Source organism: Nocardia sp. NPDC050793, from assembly GCF_040654065.1.
Taxonomy (GTDB): domain Bacteria; phylum Actinomycetota; class Actinomycetes; order Mycobacteriales; family Mycobacteriaceae; genus Nocardia.
Genome location: NZ_JBFAHG010000001.1, coordinates 277,325 through 299,919, shown reverse-complemented (window position 1 = coordinate 299,919; position 22,595 = coordinate 277,325). Strand labels below are relative to the sequence as shown.

At 69.3% G+C, this 22,595-nt stretch carries 21 protein-coding genes; 13 read left to right on the top strand and 8 right to left on the bottom strand.

Features of this window, described 5'->3' with window-relative positions; all coding sequences use genetic code 11:
• Positions 1 to 38 precede the first annotated feature (38 nt).
• A complete protein-coding gene (locus tag AB0H50_RS01235) occupies positions 39 to 1,676 on the top strand; it encodes an acyl-CoA synthetase (RefSeq protein ID WP_357444857.1) in 1,638 nt (545 codons plus the stop codon).
• Here the strand turns inward: AB0H50_RS01235 and AB0H50_RS01230 are convergent.
• Positions 1,673 to 2,383 carry an SDR family NAD(P)-dependent oxidoreductase gene (locus AB0H50_RS01230; protein WP_357444854.1) on the bottom strand — a complete coding sequence of 237 codons (711 nt, stop codon included), beginning with the start codon at positions 2,381 to 2,383 and terminating at the stop codon, positions 1,673 to 1,675. The two genes, AB0H50_RS01235 and AB0H50_RS01230, sit on opposite strands and share 4 nt — an antisense overlap.
• A 235-nt stretch (positions 2,384 to 2,618) precedes the next feature.
• On the opposite strand from AB0H50_RS01230, the gene AB0H50_RS01225 reads away from it, so the two are divergent.
• The 4 genes from AB0H50_RS01225 (at position 2,619) to AB0H50_RS01210 (ending at position 7,465) form a co-directional block, all read left to right on the top strand.
• The gene (locus tag AB0H50_RS01225) at positions 2,619 to 3,656 is read left to right on the top strand and encodes an AraC family transcriptional regulator ligand-binding domain-containing protein (protein ID WP_357444851.1); all 1,038 of its coding nucleotides are present in this window, start codon (positions 2,619 to 2,621) and stop codon (positions 3,654 to 3,656) included.
• 81 nt (positions 3,657 to 3,737) lie between these two features.
• Positions 3,738 to 4,796, top strand: coding sequence for a MoxR family ATPase (locus AB0H50_RS01220; protein ID WP_357444848.1), 1,059 nt, complete (start codon positions 3,738 to 3,740; stop codon positions 4,794 to 4,796).
• Between the two features lie 2 nt (positions 4,797 to 4,798).
• Entirely contained in the window at positions 4,799 to 6,628 is a 1,830-nt protein-coding gene (locus AB0H50_RS01215) for a hypothetical protein (RefSeq protein WP_357444845.1), read from the top strand.
• 129 nt (positions 6,629 to 6,757) lie between these two features.
• Positions 6,758 to 7,465, top strand: a complete 708-nt coding sequence (locus AB0H50_RS01210; RefSeq protein ID WP_357444842.1) for a DUF5134 domain-containing protein — start codon at positions 6,758 to 6,760, stop codon at positions 7,463 to 7,465.
• 88 nt (positions 7,466 to 7,553) lie between these two features.
• Here the strand turns inward: AB0H50_RS01210 and AB0H50_RS01205 are convergent, their stop codons facing one another.
• From AB0H50_RS01205 to AB0H50_RS01195, 3 genes are all read right to left on the bottom strand, one after another.
• On the bottom strand, positions 7,554 to 8,228 hold the full coding sequence (locus AB0H50_RS01205) for a PhzF family phenazine biosynthesis protein (protein ID WP_357447152.1): 675 nt from the start codon (positions 8,226 to 8,228) through the stop codon (positions 7,554 to 7,556).
• A 166-nt stretch (positions 8,229 to 8,394) separates the two neighbouring features.
• Entirely contained in the window at positions 8,395 to 8,934 is a 540-nt protein-coding gene (locus AB0H50_RS01200; RefSeq protein WP_357444839.1) for a carboxymuconolactone decarboxylase family protein, read from the bottom strand.
• A 103-nt stretch (positions 8,935 to 9,037) separates the two neighbouring features.
• Positions 9,038 to 9,625, bottom strand: a complete 588-nt coding sequence (locus AB0H50_RS01195) for a peroxiredoxin (RefSeq protein ID WP_357444836.1) — start codon at positions 9,623 to 9,625, stop codon at positions 9,038 to 9,040.
• Positions 9,626 to 9,734: 109 nt separating this feature from the next.
• Between AB0H50_RS01195 and AB0H50_RS01190 the strand changes: the two genes are divergently transcribed.
• The 7 genes from AB0H50_RS01190 to AB0H50_RS01160 all read left to right on the top strand — a co-directional run bounded on the left by AB0H50_RS01190 (position 9,735) and on the right by AB0H50_RS01160 (position 15,355).
• Positions 9,735 to 10,643, top strand: a complete 909-nt coding sequence (locus AB0H50_RS01190; RefSeq protein WP_357444833.1) for a hydrogen peroxide-inducible genes activator — start codon at positions 9,735 to 9,737, stop codon at positions 10,641 to 10,643.
• A gap of 57 nt (positions 10,644 to 10,700) precedes the next feature.
• Complete coding sequence (locus AB0H50_RS01185) at positions 10,701 to 11,480, top strand: MBL fold metallo-hydrolase (protein WP_357444830.1); 780 nt, start codon at positions 10,701 to 10,703, stop codon at positions 11,478 to 11,480.
• Positions 11,481 to 11,565: 85 nt separating this feature from the next.
• Positions 11,566 to 12,123 carry a gamma-glutamylcyclotransferase family protein gene (locus AB0H50_RS01180; protein WP_357444827.1) on the top strand — a complete coding sequence of 186 codons (558 nt, stop codon included), beginning with the start codon at positions 11,566 to 11,568 and terminating at the stop codon, positions 12,121 to 12,123.
• A gap of 8 nt (positions 12,124 to 12,131) precedes the next feature.
• Positions 12,132 to 12,722, top strand: a complete 591-nt coding sequence (locus AB0H50_RS01175) for a TetR family transcriptional regulator C-terminal domain-containing protein (RefSeq protein ID WP_357444824.1) — start codon at positions 12,132 to 12,134, stop codon at positions 12,720 to 12,722.
• 78 nt (positions 12,723 to 12,800) lie between these two features.
• The gene (locus AB0H50_RS01170; protein WP_357444822.1) at positions 12,801 to 13,538 is read left to right on the top strand and encodes an SDR family NAD(P)-dependent oxidoreductase; all 738 of its coding nucleotides are present in this window, start codon (positions 12,801 to 12,803) and stop codon (positions 13,536 to 13,538) included.
• Positions 13,538 to 13,741 carry a 4-oxalocrotonate tautomerase family protein gene (locus tag AB0H50_RS01165; RefSeq protein WP_357444818.1) on the top strand — a complete coding sequence of 68 codons (204 nt, stop codon included), beginning with the start codon at positions 13,538 to 13,540 and terminating at the stop codon, positions 13,739 to 13,741. Before AB0H50_RS01170 ends, AB0H50_RS01165 begins: the two co-directional genes overlap by 1 nt.
• A gap of 219 nt (positions 13,742 to 13,960) precedes the next feature.
• Positions 13,961 to 15,355, top strand: coding sequence for a cation:proton antiporter (locus AB0H50_RS01160; protein ID WP_357444815.1), 1,395 nt, complete (start codon positions 13,961 to 13,963; stop codon positions 15,353 to 15,355).
• 144 nt (positions 15,356 to 15,499) lie between these two features.
• Here AB0H50_RS01160 and speD read toward each other — a convergent pair whose 3' ends face one another.
• The 4 genes from speD to AB0H50_RS01140 form a co-directional block, all read right to left on the bottom strand.
• Positions 15,500 to 16,711, bottom strand: a complete 1,212-nt coding sequence (gene speD, locus AB0H50_RS01155) for an adenosylmethionine decarboxylase (RefSeq protein WP_357444812.1) — start codon at positions 16,709 to 16,711, stop codon at positions 15,500 to 15,502.
• Positions 16,712 to 16,719: 8 nt separating this feature from the next.
• On the bottom strand, positions 16,720 to 17,832 hold the full coding sequence (locus AB0H50_RS01150; protein ID WP_357444809.1) for a type III PLP-dependent enzyme: 1,113 nt from the start codon (positions 17,830 to 17,832) through the stop codon (positions 16,720 to 16,722).
• A gap of 97 nt (positions 17,833 to 17,929) precedes the next feature.
• Complete coding sequence (locus AB0H50_RS01145; RefSeq protein WP_357444807.1) at positions 17,930 to 20,428, bottom strand: DUF3516 domain-containing protein; 2,499 nt, start codon at positions 20,426 to 20,428, stop codon at positions 17,930 to 17,932.
• 66 nt (positions 20,429 to 20,494) lie between these two features.
• Positions 20,495 to 21,427 (bottom strand): PAC2 family protein, encoded by a 933-nt coding sequence (locus AB0H50_RS01140; protein ID WP_357444804.1) that lies wholly within the window; start codon positions 21,425 to 21,427, stop codon positions 20,495 to 20,497.
• A gap of 295 nt (positions 21,428 to 21,722) precedes the next feature.
• Here AB0H50_RS01140 and AB0H50_RS01135 point away from each other — a divergent pair, with 295 nt between their 5' ends.
• Complete coding sequence (locus tag AB0H50_RS01135) at positions 21,723 to 22,430, top strand: DUF5642 family protein (RefSeq protein WP_357444801.1); 708 nt, start codon at positions 21,723 to 21,725, stop codon at positions 22,428 to 22,430.
• Positions 22,431 to 22,595 lie beyond the last annotated feature (165 nt).

The following is a 22,595-nucleotide window of genomic DNA, read 5'->3' as shown; positions in this document are numbered from 1 at the left end:
GAGTGCTCAGACTCGAGTGCCCCAGCTCAGGTGGATCCATGAACCGTGTCACCACTCTCGGCTCCGTCGCGCTCGGCGCGGCCCGCCGCGTCGCCGACGAGACCTACTACGCGAGCCTGGCGGTGCGCGCGGGCCTGGCCACGCCGCAACGGCCGGACCGACTGGCACGCATGGGCATGGCGGTGGTGCGCTCGGGCATGCTCGGCGGACTCGTGACGGTCGCGGCGCTGCGCTACCGGCACCGGGCCGCGCTGATCGATGAACTCGGCGCGGTGAGCTTCCGCGAGCTCGACGAGCGCAGCACCGCGTTGGCCAACGCGTGGCGGGCGCGCGGCCTGCGCGACGGCGAAGGCGTCGCGGTGCTGGCGCGCAATCACCGCGGCTTCCACTACGCGGTGTTCGCCGCGGCCAAATGCGGCGCGAGAATCATCCTGCTCAACACCGATTTCGCCGGGCCGCAGCTGCGCGAGGTGCTCGCAAGAGAAGGCGCCGACCTGCTGGTCTACGACGACGAATACGCGGGCGTTCTCGGCGATCTGCGGCCGCCGCGCGGGCGCTACCGGGCCTGGACCGACGCGCCCGCGGTCGACTCGCTGGAGAACCTGATCGCGGGCGGCTCGCGAAAACCGCCGCGCAGGCCGAGCACCGCCGCCAGGATCATCCTGCTGACCAGCGGCACCACCGGAACCCCGAAGGGTGCGCCGCGCCGGGAGCCGACGTCGCTTGCTCCGCTGGGCGCCGTCCTCGGCCGGGTTCCTTTCCGCGCCAAAGAGATCACCGAATGCCCTGCGCCGCTGTTCCACACCCTCGGCTTCGCGCACGCCGTCATGGCCGTCGGCTTCGGCTCGACCCTGGTGATCCGGCGCCGCTTCGATCCGCGAGCGGTGCTCGACAGCCTGCACCGCCATCGCGCCACCGCGTTGATCGCGGTGCCGGTGATGCTGCGGCGGCTCGTCGATCTCGGGCCCGAAGCCCGTGCCGGACACGACTTCTCGCGGCTGCGGATCATCTTCGTCGCGGGTTCGCAGCTGGGCGCGCAGCTGTGCGTGCGCGTCACCGAGGCGTTCGGGCCCGTGGTCTACAACGTCTACGGCTCCACCGAGGTGGCCTACGCGACCATCGCCACGCCCGCGGACCTGGCGGTCGAGCCCGGCTGCGTCGGCACCGCGGTGCCGAGCACCACGGTGAAGATCTTCGACGACGACGCCGCCGAGCTGCCGCCGGGCCGCACCGGGCGCATCTTCGTCGGCAACGACTACCAGTTCGAGGGCTACACCGGCGGTGGCGACAAGGAACGGATCGGCGGCCTGATGTCCACCGGCGATGTCGGCCATTTCGACAGCGCGGGAAGGCTTTTCATCGACGGGCGGGACGACGACATGATCGTCTCCGGCGGTGAGAACGTCTTTCCCGGCGAGGTCGAGGAACTGCTCGCCGCCCACCCCGCGGTCGCGGAGGTGAGCGCATTCGGCGTCGACGACGAGCGCTACGGCCAGCGCCTGCGGGCGGTGGTCGTGGTCCGTGCGGGGCACGCGCTCACCGAGGACGAGGTGCGCGAGCACGTGAAGGCGCACCTGGCTCGATTCAAGGTGCCGCGCGACGTGCTCTTCGTCGACAGCCTGCCCCGCAACCCGACCGGCAAGGTGCTCAAACGCCTACTGCGCGAACTGCGTTAGGCCATCCCGAACATGCGGCGCATGGTCTGGCGCAACTGGACGGGATCGGGGACGGTGCTGCGGAACCAGCCGTCGGGCGGCACCACCACCAGACCGGTCTTGCGGTGCTCGACGCAGTCGACGATGGCGTCGGCGACCATCTCGGGAGTGGGCGCGTAGCCGGGAGCGATAGTGCTGACCAGCACGCCTTGCTGGGCGAGCCCGCGGTGCAGCGCTGCGCCGAGCCCGACAACAGCCTGCTTGGTCGCGCTGTACACCGCCGCGCCGAGCGCCGCGGTGACGCCGACCGCCGAGCCGATATTGACGATGTGGCCGTGCCCCTGCTCGACGAAACGGCGTCCGGCCAGCCGGGATCCGGTGACGACGGCGCGCAGGTTGACGTCGATTTGGAGATCCGATTCGGCCTCGGACTCGTTCAGGAACGAGCCCGTCGGCGCGGCGTCGGCGGCGTTCACCACCACGTCCAGCCCGCCCAGCTTGCGTTCGGCGCGGGCCAGGAATTCGGCGAACCTGGCGCTGTCGGTGGTGTCCAGCGCGAGCCCGACGATGGTGCCGCCGTGCATCCGTCCGAACTGCTCGGCGACCGCGCGCGCCCGCCCCGTGTCCGCGTCCCCGAGTGCGATGTCCGCGCCCGCCGCCAGGAAGGCCAGCGCGGTCTCCTTGCCGACGCCGTGCGCGCCGCCGGTGATCGCTACACGTTTGCCCACAAGTGTCTTCTTCGACATGTGATTTCGCTCGCTTCCGCCTCTACTCGACGGTAGGACGCGTCGCGGTGGTGGTGCCATGCGATGTCGGGTCAGGTCATTTCGCATATCGGCCAGTTCTCGGTCGGCTGCGCGACGTTCGCCGCGTCCGCGGTCGGACGGACCGGACGTGCGGCTGTCCTTGCGCTGTCCGGCCAAACCCATGCGGAATCCGGCCATCTCGGACGACGATGGAGCGGTGTCCACATGGGAGTGGCGGCGTTCGGTGGCGTTGTCGGCTGTCCTGGTCGAGCTGGCGCGCGACCACGGTGTACCGCTCGAGGAATGCCTGCGCGACACCGGGATCGAGCCCGGACAGCTGACGACGCCGGGCACGGAGGTCACCGCCGCGCAGGAACTCGCCCTGATCGGCAATCTCGTCACCCGGTTCGACGACCGCCCCGGTCTCGGTCTGGAGGCCGGAATGCGCACGCACGTCACCACTTACGGTGCCCTCGGACTGGCGCTGCTCAGCAGTCCGACGGTGCGGTCCGCGGTGGATCTGCTGATGCGCTACATCCGGATGACCACGACCTTCGCCCGCACCCGGCACGTCTATCGGGACGGGCGGCTGCTGCTCTACGCCGACGATCGCGAGGTGCCGGAACGGTTGCGCGGCTTCCTGCTGGAGCGCGATGCCGCTGTGCTGCTGACGAATTGGGCCGTGGTCTATCACGCTCCCGCGCCGATCGTCGGCGGCGAGGTCGCGTGGGGACTGCGTCCGCGGCTGCGGCCACTGCTGGACGAGTACGGCATCACCGCCACCGACGGCGCGGGACCGCACCTGGTCGTGTTCGATACCGCCGGCTTCGACGACCCGCTGCCGCAGGCCAGTCCGCTCACCGCGGCGTTGTTCGAACAGCAGTGCGCGCAGCTGCTGCGGCGGCGCGGGCTGGCGCAGGGCATCGCCGGATCGGTGCGCGAGGTCTTGCTACGCAGGCTGGGCGGGCGCGTCTCGCAGGAGGACGTGGCCGCCGCGCTGCACATGAGCCTGCGCACCATGCGCCGCCGCCTGGCTGACGAGGGCACGTCCTACCGCAGGCTGTACAGCGAGACCTACGGCCATCTGGCCGAGGAGCTGCTGGCCACCGGCCTGACCGTCGAGGACGTCGCCTACCGCATGGGTTACTCGGGCGCGCCGAGCTTCTCGAACGCGTTCAAACAGTGGCGCGGTATCTCGCCAGGGCGGTTCGCCCGGGCCGCCGCCGAGCGGCACGGCCCGCCCTCGATCGCCTGACGTCGCGGAAAAACCGGTGGCCCGGCCGGGCTCGGCGGTTGTACCTTCGACCCTCGTGATGCTCGACGGGGGAGGAAAGGTATGGAGGCGACGGTCACGGTAACCCCGGACCAGCTGCCGGAACTGCTGCTGCACGTCGCCGTGGTGCGGCCGGTGTTCCTCTGGGGCGCACCGGGTATCGGCAAGAGCTCGCTCGTGCGCTCGTTCGCCGAATCACTCGGGCTGGAGTGCGTGACGCTGCTCGGCACCCAGCTGGCGCCGGAAGATCTGATCGGGGTGCCGCAGATCGTCGGCGACCGCAGCCGGTTCGCGCCGCCCGAATTCATCGCAAGGCCGACGCCGTACTGCCTGTTCCTGGACGAGTTGAACGCCGCCGCGCCCGAGGTGCAGAAATCGTTCTACTCGCTGATCCTGGACCGCCGGATCGGCTCCTACGAGCTGCCCGCCGGTTCGGTGGTGATCGGCGCGGGCAACCGCGCCACCGACAACGCGCTGGCACGGCCGATGGCCTCGGCGCTGGTCAACCGCATGGTGCACCTGCATCTGCGCGCCGATGTGGACAACTGGTTGAAGTGGGCCGCGCACAACGACATTCACCCCTGGGTGGTGCGCTACGTGACTCAGCGCCCCGATCACCTGTGGTCGGCGGCGCCGAAGTCCGAGGCGCCCTTCTCCACCCCGCGCGGATGGCACATGCTCTCCGACGCACTGCACTCCTGCGGTGACGATCTCGACGACACCCTGCTCGACGTGCTCGCCGCGGGCACGCTGACGCCCGCGCACGCGTCGGCGTTCCGCGCCTTCGTCAAGACGATCCGCCACGCCTACGATCTGGACGCCGTGATCAAGGGCGAGGCGGGCTGGCCGCGCGACCCCGGCGACCGGGACCTGCTGTACTTCCTGTCCGAGACCTTCCGCGCGCGGCTGATCAAGGAACTGCCCGGTTCGCGCGAACACGTCTCCGGCGGGGTGCACCGTTTCGTGTTGCGAGCCAAGACGATGCTCGTGGAGCTGGCCGAGATCTCGGTCGAATGCGCGCAATTGGTGATCGCGTCGGACGCCGACGGCGCGCCCGTGCTGCCCTCCTGGTTCCTGGTCGAGGTGACCCGCGACCTGCCGCGCCTGGCCGCGCGGCGTTAGTCGTGAGCGCCGCGCGCGGGAAGCGCCGCGCGATCGTCGACCCCTGGCGCCAGGCAGCGCTGGACGGCTGGGGCATGGTCAACAGACACCGGGCCTTCGGCCACCTGCCGGTACGGCTCTACGAGCTCGATCCGCGCGTGACTCCGCCGGAGGTGTGGGCGCGCATCGTCGGTTCCGGCGTCTCCTACTACCCGAAGCGTCGCGCCGAATCCGAGGAGTGGGCCTGGGTTTTCGCGCACTGCCTGCTGCACGCCGGGTTCGGGCACCTGGATCCGCGCGGCGTCGATCCCGCGGACATCGTCACCGAAATCGACCTGTCCGACAGTCGTTCCATCGACGAGGCCGAACCGCACCCCGCCTACCGCGCCGCCTGCTGCGCGGTGGTCGACCAGTACCTGAGCACCATGAAGATCGGGCGTCGGCCCGTCGAATTCCCCACCGCGCCAAGTCTGTCCGACGAGCGCGCGGCCGCCGCGCACTGGCGCGGCAGCGCCGTCCCCGTCGAGTACCGGCGCGACGACCCGCCGGACTTCCTGATCAGCGGCGCCGTCGCGGCCGAGCACGCCGACCATCAGGGGCGCTTCGCGGCGGGCATCGCCGCGGCCGCGCGCGACGCGCTGACCGTCGCGGGCGGGGAGACGACGCCGGAGGGTCGCAGGCCGCTTCGTGCCTGGGATGCGGCGCTGAGCTGGTTCGTGTCCTCCTATCCGCTGCTCGGCGCGCTGGCCGCCGGGATGACGGTGGTCGCCGACGCGGATCTGGCGCGCGGCTGGGATATCGCCATCGCCGCGGTCAACGCCGAGGCGGCGGAGATCTACGTCAACCCGCTGGCCGGGTTGACCCAGGAGGAGTGGCGTTTCGTGCTCGCCCACGAAATGCTGCACGCCGCGCTGCGACACGGTGAACGCGCGGGATGGCGCGACCCGTACCTGTTCAACATCGCCTGCGACTACGTGGTGAACGGATGGCTGGTGGAACTCGGGGTCGGGGTCATGCCCGAGGGCCTGCTCTACGACCCCGAGCTGAAAGGCTGTTCGGCCGAGGAGGTGTACGACCGCATCGCGGTGGATCTGCGGCGGCTGCGCAAGCTGGCGACGTTGCGCGGGCGCGGTCGCGGTGACGTGCTCGGCGAACCGCTCCCGCATCCCGGCGGCGCCGGGCGCTACGTCGATCTGGACGAGTATTACCGCAACGCGCTGAGCACCGGCCTGGCCTATCACCTGAACAGCGGGCGCGGCTATGTCCCCGCGGCGCTGGAGGAGGCGATCCGCGCCATGGACCAGCCGCCGCTGCCCTGGGACGCGCAGCTGGCGCACTGGTTCGACGAGCACGTCCCCGCCGCCGACAAACGCCGCAGCTACGCGCGCGCCTCCCGCAGACAGGCGGCGACGCCGGATATTCCGCGCCCGGCCTGGGTGCGGCCGGAGGAGACCACGCGCCTGCCGACCTTCGGCGTCGTCCTCGACACATCGGGATCGATGGACGCGGCACTGCTCGGAAAAGGCTTGGGCGCCATCGCTTCCTATGCCTTGGCCAGGGACGTGCCGCGCGCCAGGGTGGTCTACTGCGACGCCGCGGCCTACGACGCCGGATATCTGCCGGTCGAGGAGATCGCGCGTGGGGTGCGGGTGCGCGGCCGCGGCGGCACCGTGTTACAGCCGGGCGTGCGGCTGCTCGAACGCGCCGACGACTTTCCCGCCGACGGGCCGATTCTGATCATCACCGACGGTGCCTGCGATGTGCTGCGGGTGCGTCGTGAGCACGCCTACCTGGTCCCCGCGGGCGCGTCGTTGCCGTTCCGTCCGAACGGGCCGGTTTTTCGTCTGCGGTGAGCGGCGCGGGTGGGGGCTTCGCACCAGGTTCGCACCAGGCCGGGTCGTGAGAAAGGCCAGCCTGACCATGCGTGAGATGCGAGCATGGAAGGGCTGTCTCACGATCGCCGCGGCGAAAGGTGGTGGGGTGTGGCCGAGTTCGTACAGGAATACGCCGCGTTGCGGTGGGCGGTGGTGACAGCGTTCCTGGTGGCGTCCGGGATAGTGGTGCTGCGGTTGGCCGGATCGGTTCTCGGCCGAGTCCAAGCGGTCGATCGGTGCTCGGGCGCGGTGGGGCCGGACGTCGCGCCGCTTGCGCCGCTCGGGCTCGCCGCGTCGACCTCGTCCGCGAATCAGCCTCCGGTCCAGTCGCTTTCACCGACGATGCGTGCGGACCATCAGGAATCGGATGCCGCTCATCTGGTCATGTGCCTGATCATGTTGGCGATGCTGATCTTTCCGGCCGGTGCGAGTCCGCACGCGGTGCGCGGCGTGCTGATCGCCATGATGGTCGCGTTCGGCGCGCTGCTGGTGAGCCGGATCGCGGAATGGCGTTCGGCCAGGGGCGCGGTGGCGGCGGGACAGGTCTTCGCGATCGGGTACCACGCGATCGCGGCGGCGGCCATGCTCTACGCGATGTCCGGCCACTCGGCAGGCGGTCACCCGGGGCCCGCGCCACTCGTGGCCTGCGCGCTCGCCGCGCTCTTCCTGGCGGACGCGGTCGCGGTGCTGTGCTGGCGCGGCGGCGGGTGGCACCGGCTCGCGCACCCGGTCGGCGGCGGCTCGGCGGCCGTGGCGCCGCACGTGGTGATGGATCTCGGCACGGCGTACATGCTGGTCGCCGCCGTGCTCGCCTGAAACGCGGCGCTTGCCTGAAACGCGGCGCTCGGCTGAAACGCAGTGGTCGGCTGAAACGGGGTGCTCGGCGGAGCCCTGCGGGTCGTGATCAGAGCTCGACGACGGTATCGGCGACGACCCGTCCGCCCAGGCGCACCCAGCCGTCGGAGTCCCATTCGGTGAACAGCTGCGAACCCTGGCCCTGCGTGATGATCAGGCTGCGGCGCAGCAGTGCGGTCAGTGCGACAGCCGCCGCGCCGGTGGCTTCGTCCTCGGCGATGCCCATGGTGGGGGCGAACATTCGCGAACGCAGCGTGGCACGGTGCTCCTCGGTCCAGCACCACAGGTAGTGCGGTCCACCGGGGAACTCGTCTGGCCGCACCGCCGCCAGTTCGTCGACGCTGTCGAGCTGATGGAAGGTGAAGTCCGGCGTCCATTCGCCGCGGGCCTTGATCCAGGTCAGGCCGTCGGCCAGCTCGACGGCCACCGGCCCGGCGGGCAGGTCAAGCACCCGCACCGGGATGCCCTGCTCGGCGAACCACCACGCGGTGCCGACCGACGGATGCCCGGCGAACGGGAGCTCGACGAGCGGGGTGTAGATCCGCACGCGGGCGATCTCGTCGACCGGATCCTCGACGACCACCGTCTCGCTGTACCCGGCCCGTGCCGCGAGGGCCTGCGCATCGGCGTCGCCGACGTCTTTCGCACGGGCGATGCCCAGTTGATTGCCGAGGCGTCCGGTCGCATCCGTGAATACGCGCACCACCTCGACCCGTGTACCCATGGCTTCCGGTTCATCCTGTGTGCCCATGCACGCGAGCCTACCGGCTCGCACAGCTGGCTACCGGCCAGCAAATGTAGCCTGGTCACTCTCGGGCCGGGTCCGCCGAGGTGGCGAAACGACAGCGGCCCCGTCCGATGGGGACGGGGCCGCCGGGGTAGTCGCCGCGTCAGACCGACGCGGCGGCGAGCGTCTCGGTGGACTGCACGGCCTGGCCGACGCCCGCCACGATGGCCGCGGCGCGCAGCGACTCGAAGATCACCTCGCGGGAGACACCGGCCTCGCGCAGGGTGTGCTCGTGCGCCTCCAGGCAGTGGGCGCAGCCGTTGATCGAGGAGACCGCGAAGGACCACAGCTCGAAATCGGCCTTGTCGACGCCGGGGGCGCCGATGATCTGCATGCGCAGTCCGGCCCGCAGGTCGTCGTAGCGGCCGCCGAGGAACGCCTTGCCCCGATAGAACACGTTGTTCATGCCCATGATCGAGGCGGCGCCGAGCGCGGCGTTGTACGCCTCCGCCGACAGGATGTCGGCGGCTTCCTCGGCGATCTCGCGCAGCGTGGTCGCCGACCGGGTCGCGGCCGCCGACGCGAGCAGGGTGCCCCACAGCTGCTGTTCGTTCAGCACGGTGGTGCGCGAGATCGATGACAGATTGAGCTTGAGGTCCTTGGCGTACTCGGGGAGGGAGTTCTTCAGGTTCTCAATGCTCATTCGACGTTTCCTCTGTGGATCGGGCCCCGCGCACGGGGATGTTCTCGATGACGCTCCCCGCGGGCGCGGCGAGCGGGATCTGTTGGGGGACGGGTGTTTCCGATCAGACGCTGGCGGCGAGGAGCTCGCCGGCGTTGATGGTGGGATCGCCCTTCTTCCAGTTGCAGGCGCACAGCTCGTCGGACTGCAGTGCGTCGAGCACGCGCAGCACCTCGTCGACGTTGCGGCCCACGGAACCGGCGGTGACCGAGACGAACTGGATCTCGTTGTTCGGGTCGATGATGAAGGTCGCGCGGTCGGCGACGCCGTCGGCGTTGAGCACGCCGGTGGCGGTGGCCAGCTCACGCTTCAGATCCGACAGCATCGGGAACGGGAGGGTCTTCAGGTCCTCGTGCTGTGCGCGCCACTGGAAGTGGACGAACTCGTTGTCCACCGAGGCGCCGAGCACCTGAGCGTCGCGGTCGGCGAACTCGTCGTTCAGCTTGCCGAACGCGGCGATCTCGGTCGGGCAGACGAAGGTGAAGTCCTTCGGCCAGAAGAAGACGATCCGCCACTTGCCCGCGTGATCGTCGCTGGTGATCTGGGTGAAGTAGTCGTCAGGCTGCTGAGCGTCGACCTTCGACAGGTCACCGCCGATGACCGCGGTGAGGTTGTATGCCGGGAACTGGTCGCCGATGGTCAGCAAGGCCATGCTTTGTCTCCTCGTCCTTCGTGGGTTTGGGGCGTGCGAAAGCTCTTCTGTGATCTTGCCCAACGGGCAGTGAAAGGTAAAGGTGATCAGTCGCACTACACTGATAGGCGTGACTGATCAGACTTATCAGCCGACACTTTCGCAGCTGCGTGCGTTCGTGGCGATCGCGGAATACCGGCACTTCGGTACCGCGGCCGCGCGGCTCTCTGTGAGCCAGCCCACGTTATCGCAAGCATTGGCCGCGCTCGAAAACGGACTCGGGCTGCAACTGATCGAGCGCAGCACGCGGCGGGTCCTGGTCACCGCGGCCGGGATGCGGTTGCTGCCCAAGGCGATGGCGACGCTGGAGGCGGCGGACCGCTTCCTGGCCTCGGCCACCGGTGACGGGCTCGGTGGGACGCTGCGGATGGGGATCATCCCCACCGTCGCGCCGTACGTGCTGCCCGGACTGCTGCCCGAGCTGCGCAAGCGGTTGCCCGCGCTGGTGCCGCAGGTGGTCGAGGATCAGACCGCGCGTTTGCTGGAGGGACTGCGCACCGGCGTCCTCGACGTCGCGCTGCTCGCGTTGCCGACCGAGAATTCGGGGCTGGTGGAGATTCCGCTCTACAGCGAGGAATTCGTGCTGGTGACCCCGCGCGGCCACGAACTCGCGGGCCGCAAGGACATCGCGCCCGCGGTGCTCGGCTCGCTGCCCCTTCTGCTGCTCGACGAGGGTCACTGCCTGCGCGACCAGACCTTGGACCTGTGCCGCTCGGTCGACGTCCATCCCGGCGCCGTCGGCGACACTCGCGCCGCCTCGCTCGCCACCGTAGTGCAGTGCGTGGCGGGCGGACTCGGCGTCACGCTCATCCCGGAGATGGCCGTCGCCGCCGAAACGGCAAGGGGCACACTGGAAACCGCCCGATTCGCCGACCCGGCGCCCGGCCGCACCATCGGCCTTGCCTTCCGCGCCTCCAGCGCCCGTAGCGAAGACTACGAGTACCTCGCCGCGATCATCCGCGCGCAGCGGCCGATGTGAGGGATTGCGGGCGGGGCGGGCATTGACCGGGGGCGTGCTGGCTGAGACGCTCGGCTGGTGCGGATTCACCACCTGAACTGCGGGTCGATGACGTTGGGCATGGTCGACCACTGCCTGTTGATCGAGACGGACACCGGGCTGGTCCTGGTCGACACCGGGTACGGCCTGGAGTGTGTGCGGGATCCAGGGCGGATGATGGGGCCTGCGCGATTCTCGCTGGGCGCCAAGCTGCTCGAACGGGAGACGGCTGTCCGGCAGATCGAGGCGCTCGGCTACGACCCGGCCGACGTCCGCGACATCGTGCTCACTCACTTGGATCTGGACCATGCGGGCGGGCTGGTCGATTTCCCGGACGCGACCGTGCACGTGCACGGCCCGGAACTGCGGGCGGCGAACTCGGCGAAGGGTTTGTTCGACCGGTTGCGCTACCAGCAGGCGCAGTGGGCGCACCGGCCGAAGTGGCTGACCAACGAAATCGACGGCGGCGCCGAATGGTTCGGCTTCCGCGCGGTCCGCGATCTGCCCGGCCTGCCGCCGGAGATCCTCGTCGTCCCGTTGTACGGCCACACCGAGGGGCACGTCGGCGTGGCGGTCGACACCGGCGACGGCTGGCTGCTGCACGCGGGCGACGCCTTCTACGTCGGCAGCGAGGTCGATCCTGTGCACCCGAGGACGCCGTTGATCTGGCAGCTCTTGGAGCTGCGTTCGCTGGGGTCGCGCGACTTCCGGGAGAACCGCGAACGGCTGCTCGAACTGAACCGGGCGCACGGCGGCGAGATCACGGTGTTCTCCTCGCACGATCCCGACGGCTTCGCCCGGCTGGCGGGACGGGGCTGACGCGCGTCCGCACCGGTCGCGGAGCCGAGTCCGCGCCGCCGCCGACGATGCGGCACAGTGGTGGGGACGGCGGAGAGGAGCTGCTGTGGACGCTGTCGGTGGTCATCCCGCTGGACGCCTCGCGTGGGTGTCCGCGGCCGAGCATGCGCTCTTCGTCTACGGCACCTTGCAGTTTCCCGAAGTCTTGCGCGAGCTGCTCGGCCGGTGCCCCGAGTTGTCACCCGCCGAGCTGACCGGATGGCGCGCGGCCGCGCTGCCCGGCCGGGTGTATCCGGGCTTGGTGCCGGACGGGCGAGCGACGGTGCGCGGCGTGCTGCTCTCCGGTTTGAGCGCGGGGGAGTGGGCGGTGCTGGACGCCTTCGAGGACGACGAATACGACTTGCGCACCGTGCTTTTCGACGGAGAACGGGTCGATACCGGTGGGCCCGACCCACTGCGCGTGCACCCGGAGAGTTCTCGAGGTGGTGCCTGTGTCGCGCCGGGTGCGGTGTGGACGTATGTGTGGACCGCCGAGGCGACCTCGGCGGAGTGGCGGGCCGACGCGTTCGCCGCGGAGCACCTGAGCGCGTTCGCCCTGCGCTGCGCGGGCTGGCGGCGGACGCTCGACCCCCGGTTTGCAATTTGTAGACGACCGGTCGTATAGTCCTTCGCATGGCACGACCGCGACGCAGTGACGACACCCGTCAGCTCCTGGTGGAGGAAGGCGCCGCCGGTTTTCTGGCCAACGGTTACCACGGCACCGGCATCAAACAGGTGCTCGACGCGGTCGGCGTGCCGAAAGGCTCGTTCTACAACTACTTCGACAGCAAGGAGAGCTTCGGGCAGGCGGTCATCGACTACCACTCCCGTTGCATCCAGCGGAACCTGGCCGAGGCGCTCGGGCCCGCACCGGATCCGGTGACCGGCCTGCGGGTGTTCTTCGCCAAGCAGATGGACGAGTTCGTCGAATCCGATTACACCGGTGGATGTTTGATCGCCAACCTGGGCGCCGAGCTGGAGGGCAGCGAGACGCTGCGCGAATCGCTGTCCGGTGCGTTCCGCGCCTGGCGCGACGGCGTCGCCAAGGCGTTGCTTGAGGCGCAGGAGCGCGACCTGGTGCGCGGCGACATCCCCGCCGAGGAGCTCGCCGACCTGCTCATCGAGTCCTGGGAAGGGGCGGTCATCCGGATGAAGATCGACCGCTCGATGGAACCGCTGCACAAGTGCCTGCGGCGTCTCCTGGACGACTACTTCCGACCCTGAATTCGCTTGCCCGCCACGGCGGGCGGTTTCGTACCCATTCCAAGACGACCGGTCGTATCCAATGAGAAGGGAAACAACATGTCAGCGAAAACGGTCATCGTGACCGGATCCTCCAGTGGGATCGGCCGCGATGTCGCCAGGGCCCTGGTGGCCCGTGGCGACAACGTGGTGATCAACGGGCGCGACCCCGGCAAGCTCGCCGCGGTCGCCGCCGAGCTCGGCGCGCCCGAGCGGGTGGCCGAGGTGGTCGGCGACATCGGCTCGGCCGCAACGGGTTCCGCGCTGGTGCGGACCGCGGTCGAGCGGTTCGGCCGGGTGGACGTCCTCGTGAACAACGCGGGCATCTTCGGTGCCAAGCCATTCGTCGACATCACCGAGGCGGAACTGGACAGCTACCTGAACGCCAACCTCAAGGGCACCTACTTCACCACCCAGGCCGTGGTGCGCAGGCTGCGCGAGCAGGGCGGCGGCGGCAGCATCGTGAACATCGGCACCGTCCTGATCGACCACGCGCTCGCCGGGCTGCCCGCCTCCGCCGCGCTGGTCAGCAAAGGCGGCGTGCACGCGCTCACCACCAGCCTGGCGGCCGAACTCGCCGCCGACGGCATCCGGGTGAACCTCGTCGCGCCGGGCATCATTCGCACTCCGCTGCACGGAGACAGCGACGAAAAGGCCGCGGGCCGTTTGGCTTTGCTCAACCGTATCGGCGAAGTCGCCGAAACCACCGCGGCCGTCCTCTATCTGGCGGACGCCGAATTCACCACTGGTCACATCTTCCCCGTCGACGGCGGGTTCATCTCCGGAAGGGCAGCGTAATGCCGTACGTCAACATCAAGGTCACCGACGAAGGCGTCACCGTCGAGCAGAAGACCCAGCTCATCAAGGGCGTCACCGACCTGCTTCAGGATGTGCTCAGTAAGGATCCGTCGAGCACCTTCGTGGTGATCGACGAAGTGCCACTGACCGATTGGGGCGTCGGCGGGATGAACGTGGCGGACTGGCGCGCGCGGAATTCCTGAGCGCGGGCGCCCGGCGGACGCGATCGGCCTGGACTTCGGTTCCGGCCTCGCGCCGCCGGGCGTCGGTGTTTCCAGTGCTTCGCCGCAGCTATGCGCGGCGGGAAAGCGGCCGCACGGCAAGGGATTCGGGTACCGTTTACGGCACGGCGTTGCGTTCCGGAGAGCCCCCGCGATCTCACAGTGTCAGTGCACAATCCAGCTCGACGGAGGGGAGCTGCGATGCCATCGCTTCTGGAAATCACCACTCATTTCTTCTTACAGGTCGCCGTCATCCTGGTCACCTACCGCCTGCTCTGGCCGGTGTTCCGCCGGTTGGGTCAGGTTCAGGTCGTGGCCATCATGGTCGCCGGATTCGTCTTGGGGCCTTCGATTCTGGGCTGGATCTGGCCCGAGGCCCAGGAATGGCTGTTCCCGACCGAGCTCGCGGTGGGAGGCGCGAGCATCACGCACCCGAACCTGACCGCGATCTACGTCGTCGGTCAGCTCGGCCTGGTGCTGTACATGTTCTTGGTAGGCGCCTCGTTCAAGCTCGACATCCTGTCCTCGCATCTGCGCAAGGCGGGCGCCACCTCGAGTGCGGGCGTGGCCGTGCCGCTGGCGCTCGGCGGTGCGCTCGGCTGGTGGATGGTCGGCAGCGGCGGGTACTTCACCGACAAGGTGGAGCCGTGGCAGGGCGGGCTTTTCGTGGCGGCGGCCGTCGCGATCACCGCGTTCCCGATGCTGGCATGGATCATCTACGACTCCGGTCTGCTGAACACTCGCCTCGGCACGATGTCGCTGGCGTGTGCCGCGGTGGACGATGCGTGCGCCTGGATCCTGCTCGCCACTGTGGTCGCGACCACCAAGGACAGCATGAACGGCGCGTTCCTCGCCGTCGGTGGCGGGCTGGCCTACCTGCTGTTCATGATGTTCGTGGCACGGCGCTGGCTGGCCAAGCTCGAGACCTGGCAGCCCAAGCGCGGCGACACCGAACGCGCAGGCGGCCTGCCGATCGCTCAGCTGTCCGTCGTGTTGCTGGTGGTGCTGCTCGCCAGCTGGTTCACCGATTGGTGCGGCATCTACTCGGTGTTCGGCGCGTTCGTGGCGGGCGCGGTGATGCCGCGCGGCCGACTGCTCGACAGTATCCGTGAGCGATTCGAGCCGCTGGTGGCCTACCTGCTGTTGCCCGCGTTCTTCATCTACTCCGGTCTCAACACCGAGCTCAGCCTGATCTTCGAACCGGAGGTCCTGCTGGTGACGGCGATCGTCCTGATCGTCTCGTTCGTCGGCAAGTTCGGCGCGGTCGGGCTCGCGGCGCGCTGGCAGGGCATGAGCAAGCGGGAGGCCGCGTCGATGGGCGCGCTGGCCAACGCCCGCGGCCTGATGGAGCTGATCCTGTTGAACATCGGCCTGGGGGCCGGGCTCATCACCGGTGAGCTGTACACGATCCTGGCGCTGATGACGATCATCACCACGTTCATGGCGACGCCGGTGCAGCGGATCTTCGAACGCAGCGCGTGGAAGGCCGGTCTGGTCTTCGGTCCGGACGGTGAACAGCCCAAGCCGGCGGCGACAGGGAGGGAAGCGGGCGGGGAGCCGGAGCGTTCCGGCGAACCGGCGCCGGTCACCACCTGAGCGGACGACCGGCACACGCGGAACACCGGCTCGCAACGGTCACCATCTGAGCGGGTGCTCCTACCCGGAGCCTGAAAGACGAATCGCACCGGCACCGAGGATCGAAAATCCTTGGCGCCGATGCGATCCGGCGTATTCCGGGACCTACTGAGCGTCCGCGCGCAGCGCGTGCGGCTCGATGGCGCCGCGCACCAGCGCGCGACCGTCGATGGTCTCCGCGCGGTAGGGCAGGGTGGCCAGACGATCGACCATGCCGGGCACCGCATCCTCGATCGCGTCGACGAGGCCGAACAGGAACGACCACTCGTGCTCGTCGCTGCCGTAGTGCACGACCGTGCCGAACTGCTCGTGGAAGCGCTGCCAGGACCGCTTCAGGGTCTCGTTGCGCCACATCGTCGCGCAGCCCGCCTGCGCGCTCAGCACGCCGCCCGGCGCGAGCAGCGCTCGGCATCGGGACAGGAACTCCGCCTCGTAGAGCCGGTTGTGCTGCGCGTCCTCGACCCGCTCGTCCGGCAGATCGATCACGATGACGTCGTAGCGGGTGCCCGCCTGCTGGGCGTTCGCCAGGAAGTCCCAGCCGTCGGCGTAGTGCACCGTGATCGGACCCTCGCCAGCGACCGCCGCGGCGAGCTCCTCGGTCGTGTAGCCGTAGGGCAGGTGCTCGGCGCACAGCTCGACCTCGAGCTGGTCGATGTCGACATGGTCGACGTGGGTGGCGCCCGCGGCCACCGACATCTGGCTCGCGACGCCCTCGCCGGAGCCGATGATCAGCACGTTGTCCAGCTTCTCGGCCAGCACGAAGGCGGGCACCATCATCGCCTCGTGGTAGGTCAGCTGGGAGAACTCGGTGGACTGGCGGTCGTCGTCGGAGAACAGGCTGATGCCCTGTTCGGTGCGCGCGATGACCATGTGCTGGAACGGCGTGTTGGTGTCGACGATCACGTCGTGCAGATCCCAGATCCGGGTCAGGCCCGCGCCGACCGGCTCCTCGATCTTCTGCGCACCGTGCCCCCGCTGGATGACCTTCATGCGAACGTCTTCGGGAGACAGCTTGTCCCGCAACATCTCGACGGCCTTGGTCGCGCCCGCACCGATGCTGCCGCAGGTGAAGACGTCGACGAAGATGTCGCCGGACTCCGGATAAGTGTGAATCGAGGCGTGGGACTCCGACAACAGCGCGAGGACGGTCACCCCCTGCGGATCGAACTTCTTGTGAACGACATCGCAGATGGTGACGCCCGCCGCGATCAGAGACTCACGCAACGCCGATTCGAGTCGTTCGAGATCGTCGCAGAGATCTGCGTCGACACCACCGAACTCGGCCAGCACATGCCAGCCGGTGAATTCCGCCGTCATAGGCAAACTCACTCTCGCTCAGCGCCCGAGACATGAACGGTCAAGGGCGGAAAACCATTGAAGGACACCGACGAATAGCTCGCGGTATAGGCGCCGGTGTCGAGGATGGTGATGCGATCACCGGCTCGCAACGTGGTCGGCAGAAGGACCCGTGTGCGTTGATACAGTACATCGTCGCCGTCGCAGGTTGGACCGGCGACCACCGCCTCGTCGACGGGGTCTCCGTCGCGTTCGGTGACGAACCGGTAGGCGATGTACTCGTTCTCGGTCTCGGCCATTCCGTTGTAGCGGCCGATGTCGAGATACACCCAGCGCCGTCCGTCCGGCGCGATCCGGACGCCGACGACCTCGGCGTGAATGGTGCCCGCGTTGCCGACCAGCGCGCGACCGGGTTCGACGACCAGTCCGGCGGTCTCGGGCAGGAATTCGGCGGCGGCGGCGTTCACGACCGCGGCGATCTCGCCGAGCGCGGGGGCGGCCTCGGCGTAGGAGATCGGCAGCCCACCGCCGATGTTCACCGAGGTGATGTGAATGTCCTTGGCGGCCAACGCTTCCGCGATCTCACCGGCCTGCTGGATGCCGATCCGCCATGCCGCGGGATCCAGCTGCTGGGAGCCGACGTGGAAGTAGGGCCCTGCCACGACCAGCCCGAGATCGCGGGCGCGCACCAGCAGTCGCAACGCCTCGGCGGGCGCGCAGCCGAACTTGGTGCCGAACGGGGTACGCGATTCCGGAGCCGAGGCCAGGAACCGGCACTCGACCTCCGAACCGGGGGCGTGCTCGACGATGCGCAGCAGATCGTCCTCGGTGTCGAAGGCGAAACGGCGCACACCCTTGGCGTAGGCGCGGGCGATGTCAGCGGCCTTCTTGATGGGGTTGCCGTAACAGAGTTTGTCCGGCGCCACCCCGAGGTCGAGGCACAGGTCGATCTCCCCGATGCTCGCCACGTCGAACTCCGCGCCCTCGGCGTCGAGCAGGGTGATCAGCTCCGGCACCGGGCTCGCCTTCACTGCGAAACGAATGCGGGCCTTGTCCCCTCGGACCGCTACGGCGGCATCGAGCGCACGGTAATTTTCGCGAACTCGCTCGGAGTGGATGACAAGATACGGGGATTCGGGCATAGTTGATCTTTCGCGTGGGCAGCAGCGGAGAGAGTATCAGCGGCCCCTACCCAGATACGAATCCGTCGAAACCCGTATCCGAGCTGGGGCGGCGGCCCTACCCTTCGGACACCGTGACCTCGTCGAACACCACCTCGCCCGCGGCATCGGACTCGGCGAGATCGACCACCGCCTCGACGGCCCAGCCGTGGTCGCCCGCGGGGTCGTCGAGGACCTGGCGCACATGCCAGAAACCGGGACGCTGCTCGATCCGGAACAGCTGGGGGCCGCGCGCGTCAGGGCCGGTGCCGATGCGCTCGTATTCGGCGAAGTAGGGAGCCAGCTCCTCGGCCCAGTCCGGGCCGTTGCCGAGGTCGGCGAGCGCCTCCCAGCGGCGCAGCGAGGCCAGTTCGACGCGGCGGAACATGGCATTGCGCACCATGACGCGGAAGGCACGCTCGTTCGCGGAGATGGGACGGATGGTCTCCGCGCCGAAGGCCACCTGCTGGGCGTCGCTCTCCGCGCCGGGACCGGTGAGCTGCTCCCATTCGTCGAGCAGGCTCGAATCCACCTGCCGGACAAGCTCGCCCAGCCATTCGGTGAGGTCGTCGAGCTCCTCGGTGCGTGCCGCGTCGGGCACGGTGCGGCGCAGCGCGCGGTAGGCGTCGGCCAGGTAGCGCAGCACCACGCCTTCCGAGCGAGCCAGCTCGTAGTGCGAGATGAGCTCGGCGAAGGTCATCGAGCGTTCGATCATGTCGCGCACCACGGACTTGGGGGAGGGCGCGAACTCCGAGACCCACGGATGGCCGGCGCGATAGGTCTCGTAGGCGGGCTCGATCAGCTCGGTCAGCGGCTTGGGCCAGGTGACCTCCTCGAGCAGTTCCATGCGCTCGTCGTAGTCGATGCCGTCGGCCTTCATCTCGGCGACGGCCTCGCCGCGCGCCTTGTGCTGCTGGGCCATCAGCAGCTGGCGCGGATCCTCGAGTGTCGACTCGATGAGCGAGACCACGTCGAGGGTGTAGCCGGGGGAGTCGCGATCCAACAGGTCGAGCGCGGCCAGCGCGAACGGCGAGAGCGGCTGGTCGAGGGCGAAATCGCGTTGCAGATCGACGGTCAGGCGAGCGTAGCGGCCGGTCGCGTCGGGTTCGGGCAGCTGCTGGACCACCCCGGCGTCGCGAAGCGCGCGGTACAGGCGGATCGCGCGCAGGATGTGTCTGCGCTGCGCGGGGCGCGGCTCGTGGTTGTCCTCGAGCAGATGCCGCATGGCCTGAAAACAGTTGCCGGGCCGCGCGATCACGTTGAGCAGCATCGCGTTGGTGACGTTGAACCGCGACACCATCGGCTCCGGCTGCGCCGCGACCAAACGGTCGAAGGTCTCCTCGCTCCAGGAGACGAAGCCCTCCGGCGGTTTGCGACGCTGGACCTTGCGCTGTTTCTTGGGATCGTCGCCTGCCTTGGCGAGCAGCCGGGCGTTCTCCACCTCGTGCTCGGGGGCCTGCACCACGACGGTGCCCATGGTGTCGAAGCCCGCGCGTCCGGCCCGGCCCGCGATCTGATGGAACTCGCGGGCCTTGAGCCTGCGGGTGCGCACGCCGTCGAACTTGGTGAGTCCGGTCAGCAGCACGGTGCGGATGGGGACGTTGATGCCGACGCCGAGAGTGTCGGTGCCGCACACCACTTTCAGCAGCCCGTCCTGCGCCAGCCGCTCCACCAGCCTGCGGTATTTCGGCAGCATGCCCGCGTGGTGCACGCCGATGCCGTGCCGGATCAGCCGCGACAGCGTCTTGCCGAAGCCCGCCGCGAAGCGGAAGTCGCCGATCGCCGCCGCGATGGCGTCCTTCTCCGCGCGGGTGGCGAAGTTCACGCTGGTCAGCGCCTGCGCCCGCTCCAGTGCCGCGGCCTGGGTGAAGTGCACCACGTAGACCGGGGCCTGGTGGGTGGTGACCAGTTCCTCGAGCGTCTCGGTAATCGGCGTGCGCACATACGAAAAGCTCAGGGGCACGGGTCGTTCGGAGCCCGCCACGACCGCGGTGCCGCGGCCGGTACGCCGCTCCAGGTCGCGGGCGAAGAAGTCGACCTCGCCCAGCGTCGCCGACATCAGCAGGAACTGCGCGCGCGGCAGCTCCAGCAGCGGCACCTGCCAGGCCCAGCCGCGGTCCGGATCGGCGTAGAAGTGGAACTCGTCCATGACCACTTGGCCGACGTCGGCGTCCGCGCCCTCGCGCAGCGCCAGGTTGGCCAGGATCTCGGCGGTGGCGCAGATGATCGGGGCGTCGGCGTTCACCGCGGCGTCGCCGGTGACCATGCCGACCTTGTCCGCGCCGAACACCTCGCACAGCGCGAAGAACTTCTCGCTGACCAGCGCCTTGATCGGGGCGGTGTAGTAGGTGCGCTGGCCCCGGGTCAGCGCGAACAGATGCGCGCCGACCGCCACCAAGGACTTACCGGAGCCGGTGGGCGTGGCCAGGATGACGTGAGATCCGGACGCCAGCTCCAGCAGCGCCTCGTCCTGCGCGGGATACAGCGGAGTGCCCTGCTCGGCGGCCCACATGCCGAACGACTCGTAGAGCGCGTCGGCGTCGGTTCCTGGAATGTCGAGCAGTTCGGTCAGATCCACTCCGACCAGCTTAGGGCAGGCGTCGTCGGGGGCCGTCACCGCGATCGGGCCACCGAGCCGCCCGCGTCAGATGTTGTCGCCGTCGTAGCCGCCCTGCTCGGCGAGGAAACGCTCGAACTCGGCGCCCAGTTCGTCACCGCTGGGCAGCTCGCCGTCACCCGCCAACAGGCTGGACTGGCGCTCTTGGGAGGTGACGAAGCTGTCGTACTGGCGCTCCAGAGCGCTGACCACCGTCTCGACCTCGGAGTTGCCCGCGATGTGCTCGTTGACCTGCTCGCGGACCCGCGCGGCGGCCTCGCCGAGCGCCGCGAGCGGCAGCTCCAGACCCGCGTTCTCGGCGACGTTCTCCAGCAGCGTCTGCGCGGCCTCCGGGTACGCGGTCTGCGCGAGATAGTGCGGCACGTGCACGGAGAAACCGACCGACTCGTGGCCGTGCTGGCCCATCCGGAACTCCAGCAGCGAGGACGCGCTGCCCGGCACCTGCAACTCCCCAGGCCAGCGCTGGTGATCGGAGATCAAGTCGCGATTCGAGGAGTGCGCGGTGACGCCGAGCGGGCGGGTGTGCGGAATGGCCATCGGAATGGCGCTCAGGCCGATGCTGCGGCGCACGCCGAGTTGTTCGGCGAGCAGCCGCACTGCCGACGTGAACTTCTCCCAGCGCAGGTCCGGCTCTATACCGGAGAGCAACAGGAACGGGGTGCCCGCGGTGTCGCGTAGCGCCCACAGGTTCAGCTCGGGGTCGGCGTAGTCGGCGAAATGATCGGTCTTGAACGTCATCAGCGGACGGCGCGAGCGGTAGTCCAGCAGTTCGTCCACGTCGAACGAGGCGACCAGTTCGCTTTCCAGGCTCTCGCGCAGGTGCGTCGTGGCCAAGCGGACAGCGTGCCCGGCGTCGGTGAAGCCTTCCAGCCCGTGTACGAGGACCGGACCCGCGCCGTCGGCGGACGACAACTGCGGAGCGGGGAACTCCAGCTCGTACATTCGCGACTCGTAGTCCATCGCGTACTCCTTCCTGCGCGGTCCACCGCGGCCGCCGGTCGAGGGCAGCACGGCAGGGAACCCATGTCCATTGTCCCCCATGGCGATGACACGTACCGCGCACGGTGCGGACACCGACCCATAGAACGAGCCAACAGCGCCCGACCCCCAGGCATTCCCGCCCGGTTCGATACCGGTATTTCCTTGTCGTGGCGGGTTACACCGGCACAGCGCGCAAGCGATGCGCCCTGCTCGGGGCGGGGCCGTCGGCGTGGCGGCGTGAAAGCGGAAACCCGCGTTTGGCACAGTGGGCGGTGTGACTGTGCCGGTGTGGACGGGACGCACGCGCGTGCTGAGCGCCTGCGCGCTGGCCGCGTGCACGCTGGCGCTCGCGGGCTGCGGATCGATCGTCGGCGGAAGCCCGGTCGCGGCGCAGCAGACGACCGTCCGGCATATCGCCGCCGGACTGACCACGTTGCTGCCCGACCCGCCGCAGTTCCCCGGGCGCTACCCGGCGGTGGTGCTGCCCCCGGAGGCGGCGGCCCAGGCGGCGGGTGATCTGAACGGCGTGACCCGCGGCGCGACCGTGCGGCCGGACTGGTGCGCGCCCGCCGAACAGCAGTTCGGCCCCGACCACACAGCCATCGCGGTCGGCACCGACGAGGTCTCCCGCGCCACGCTGACCGTGGAACTCACCCGGACCCGGCAGCCGCTGTCGACACTGCGCGAACAGGTCCGGCGCTGCGCTGCGGTGCGCGTCTCCCGGGCCGGCGCGACCACGACCGTGTCGACCGAGTTGGTTCCGGCGCCGCCCGTCGATGCCGACGACACACTGGCGCTGCGCCGCACCGTGGCACCCGACGTCGGCGGACCCGGCCTGACTCAGCACATGCGGACCCTGATCGGGCAGCTGGGCGATGTGCGAATCGCGGTGACCTACATGACATTCGGCGAGGAAACCGCGGACAGCGCGGCGCTGGACGAGCTGTTCACGACGTCCGTGCGGAAGGTGCGCGAGGCCTGAGGCTCAGCGCGCGGGGCCCTTGGCCGGTTTGGCCGGCCGAGCCGCTGTCCGATACTCGCGGGGGCCGACACCGCGCACCGCAGGACGTAGGCCTCGCCACGATTCGTCCACAGTACGGCTGTTATCCACAGGGGTGTTGTTTCCGCAGGTCGGGCGGTCGGCGGC

Excerpts from the sequence above, each read along its gene's own strand:
- AB0H50_RS01165 (WP_357444818.1), top strand. The coding sequence starts at position 13,538 with ATGCCGTACGTCAACATCAAGGTCACCGACGAAGGCGTCACCGTCGAG.
- AB0H50_RS01170 (WP_357444822.1), top strand. The coding sequence starts at position 12,801 with ATGTCAGCGAAAACGGTCATCGTGACCGGATCCTCCAGTGGGATCGGC.
- AB0H50_RS01200 (WP_357444839.1), bottom strand. The coding sequence starts at position 8,934 with ATGAGCATTGAGAACCTGAAGAACTCCCTCCCCGAGTACGCCAAGGAC.
- AB0H50_RS01160 (WP_357444815.1), top strand. The coding sequence starts at position 13,961 with ATGCCATCGCTTCTGGAAATCACCACTCATTTCTTCTTACAGGTCGCC.
- AB0H50_RS01175 (WP_357444824.1), top strand. The coding sequence starts at position 12,132 with ATGGCACGACCGCGACGCAGTGACGACACCCGTCAGCTCCTGGTGGAG.
- AB0H50_RS01235 (WP_357444857.1), top strand. The coding sequence starts at position 39 with ATGAACCGTGTCACCACTCTCGGCTCCGTCGCGCTCGGCGCGGCCCGC.
- AB0H50_RS01205 (WP_357447152.1), bottom strand. The coding sequence starts at position 8,228 with ATGGGTACACGGGTCGAGGTGGTGCGCGTATTCACGGATGCGACCGGA.
- speD (WP_357444812.1), bottom strand. The coding sequence starts at position 16,711 with ATGACGGCGGAATTCACCGGCTGGCATGTGCTGGCCGAGTTCGGTGGT.
- AB0H50_RS01220 (WP_357444848.1), top strand. The coding sequence starts at position 3,738 with ATGGAGGCGACGGTCACGGTAACCCCGGACCAGCTGCCGGAACTGCTG.
- AB0H50_RS01150 (WP_357444809.1), bottom strand. The coding sequence starts at position 17,832 with ATGCCCGAATCCCCGTATCTTGTCATCCACTCCGAGCGAGTTCGCGAA.
- AB0H50_RS01140 (WP_357444804.1), bottom strand. The coding sequence starts at position 21,427 with ATGGACTACGAGTCGCGAATGTACGAGCTGGAGTTCCCCGCTCCGCAG.
- AB0H50_RS01195 (WP_357444836.1), bottom strand. The coding sequence starts at position 9,625 with ATGGCCTTGCTGACCATCGGCGACCAGTTCCCGGCATACAACCTCACC.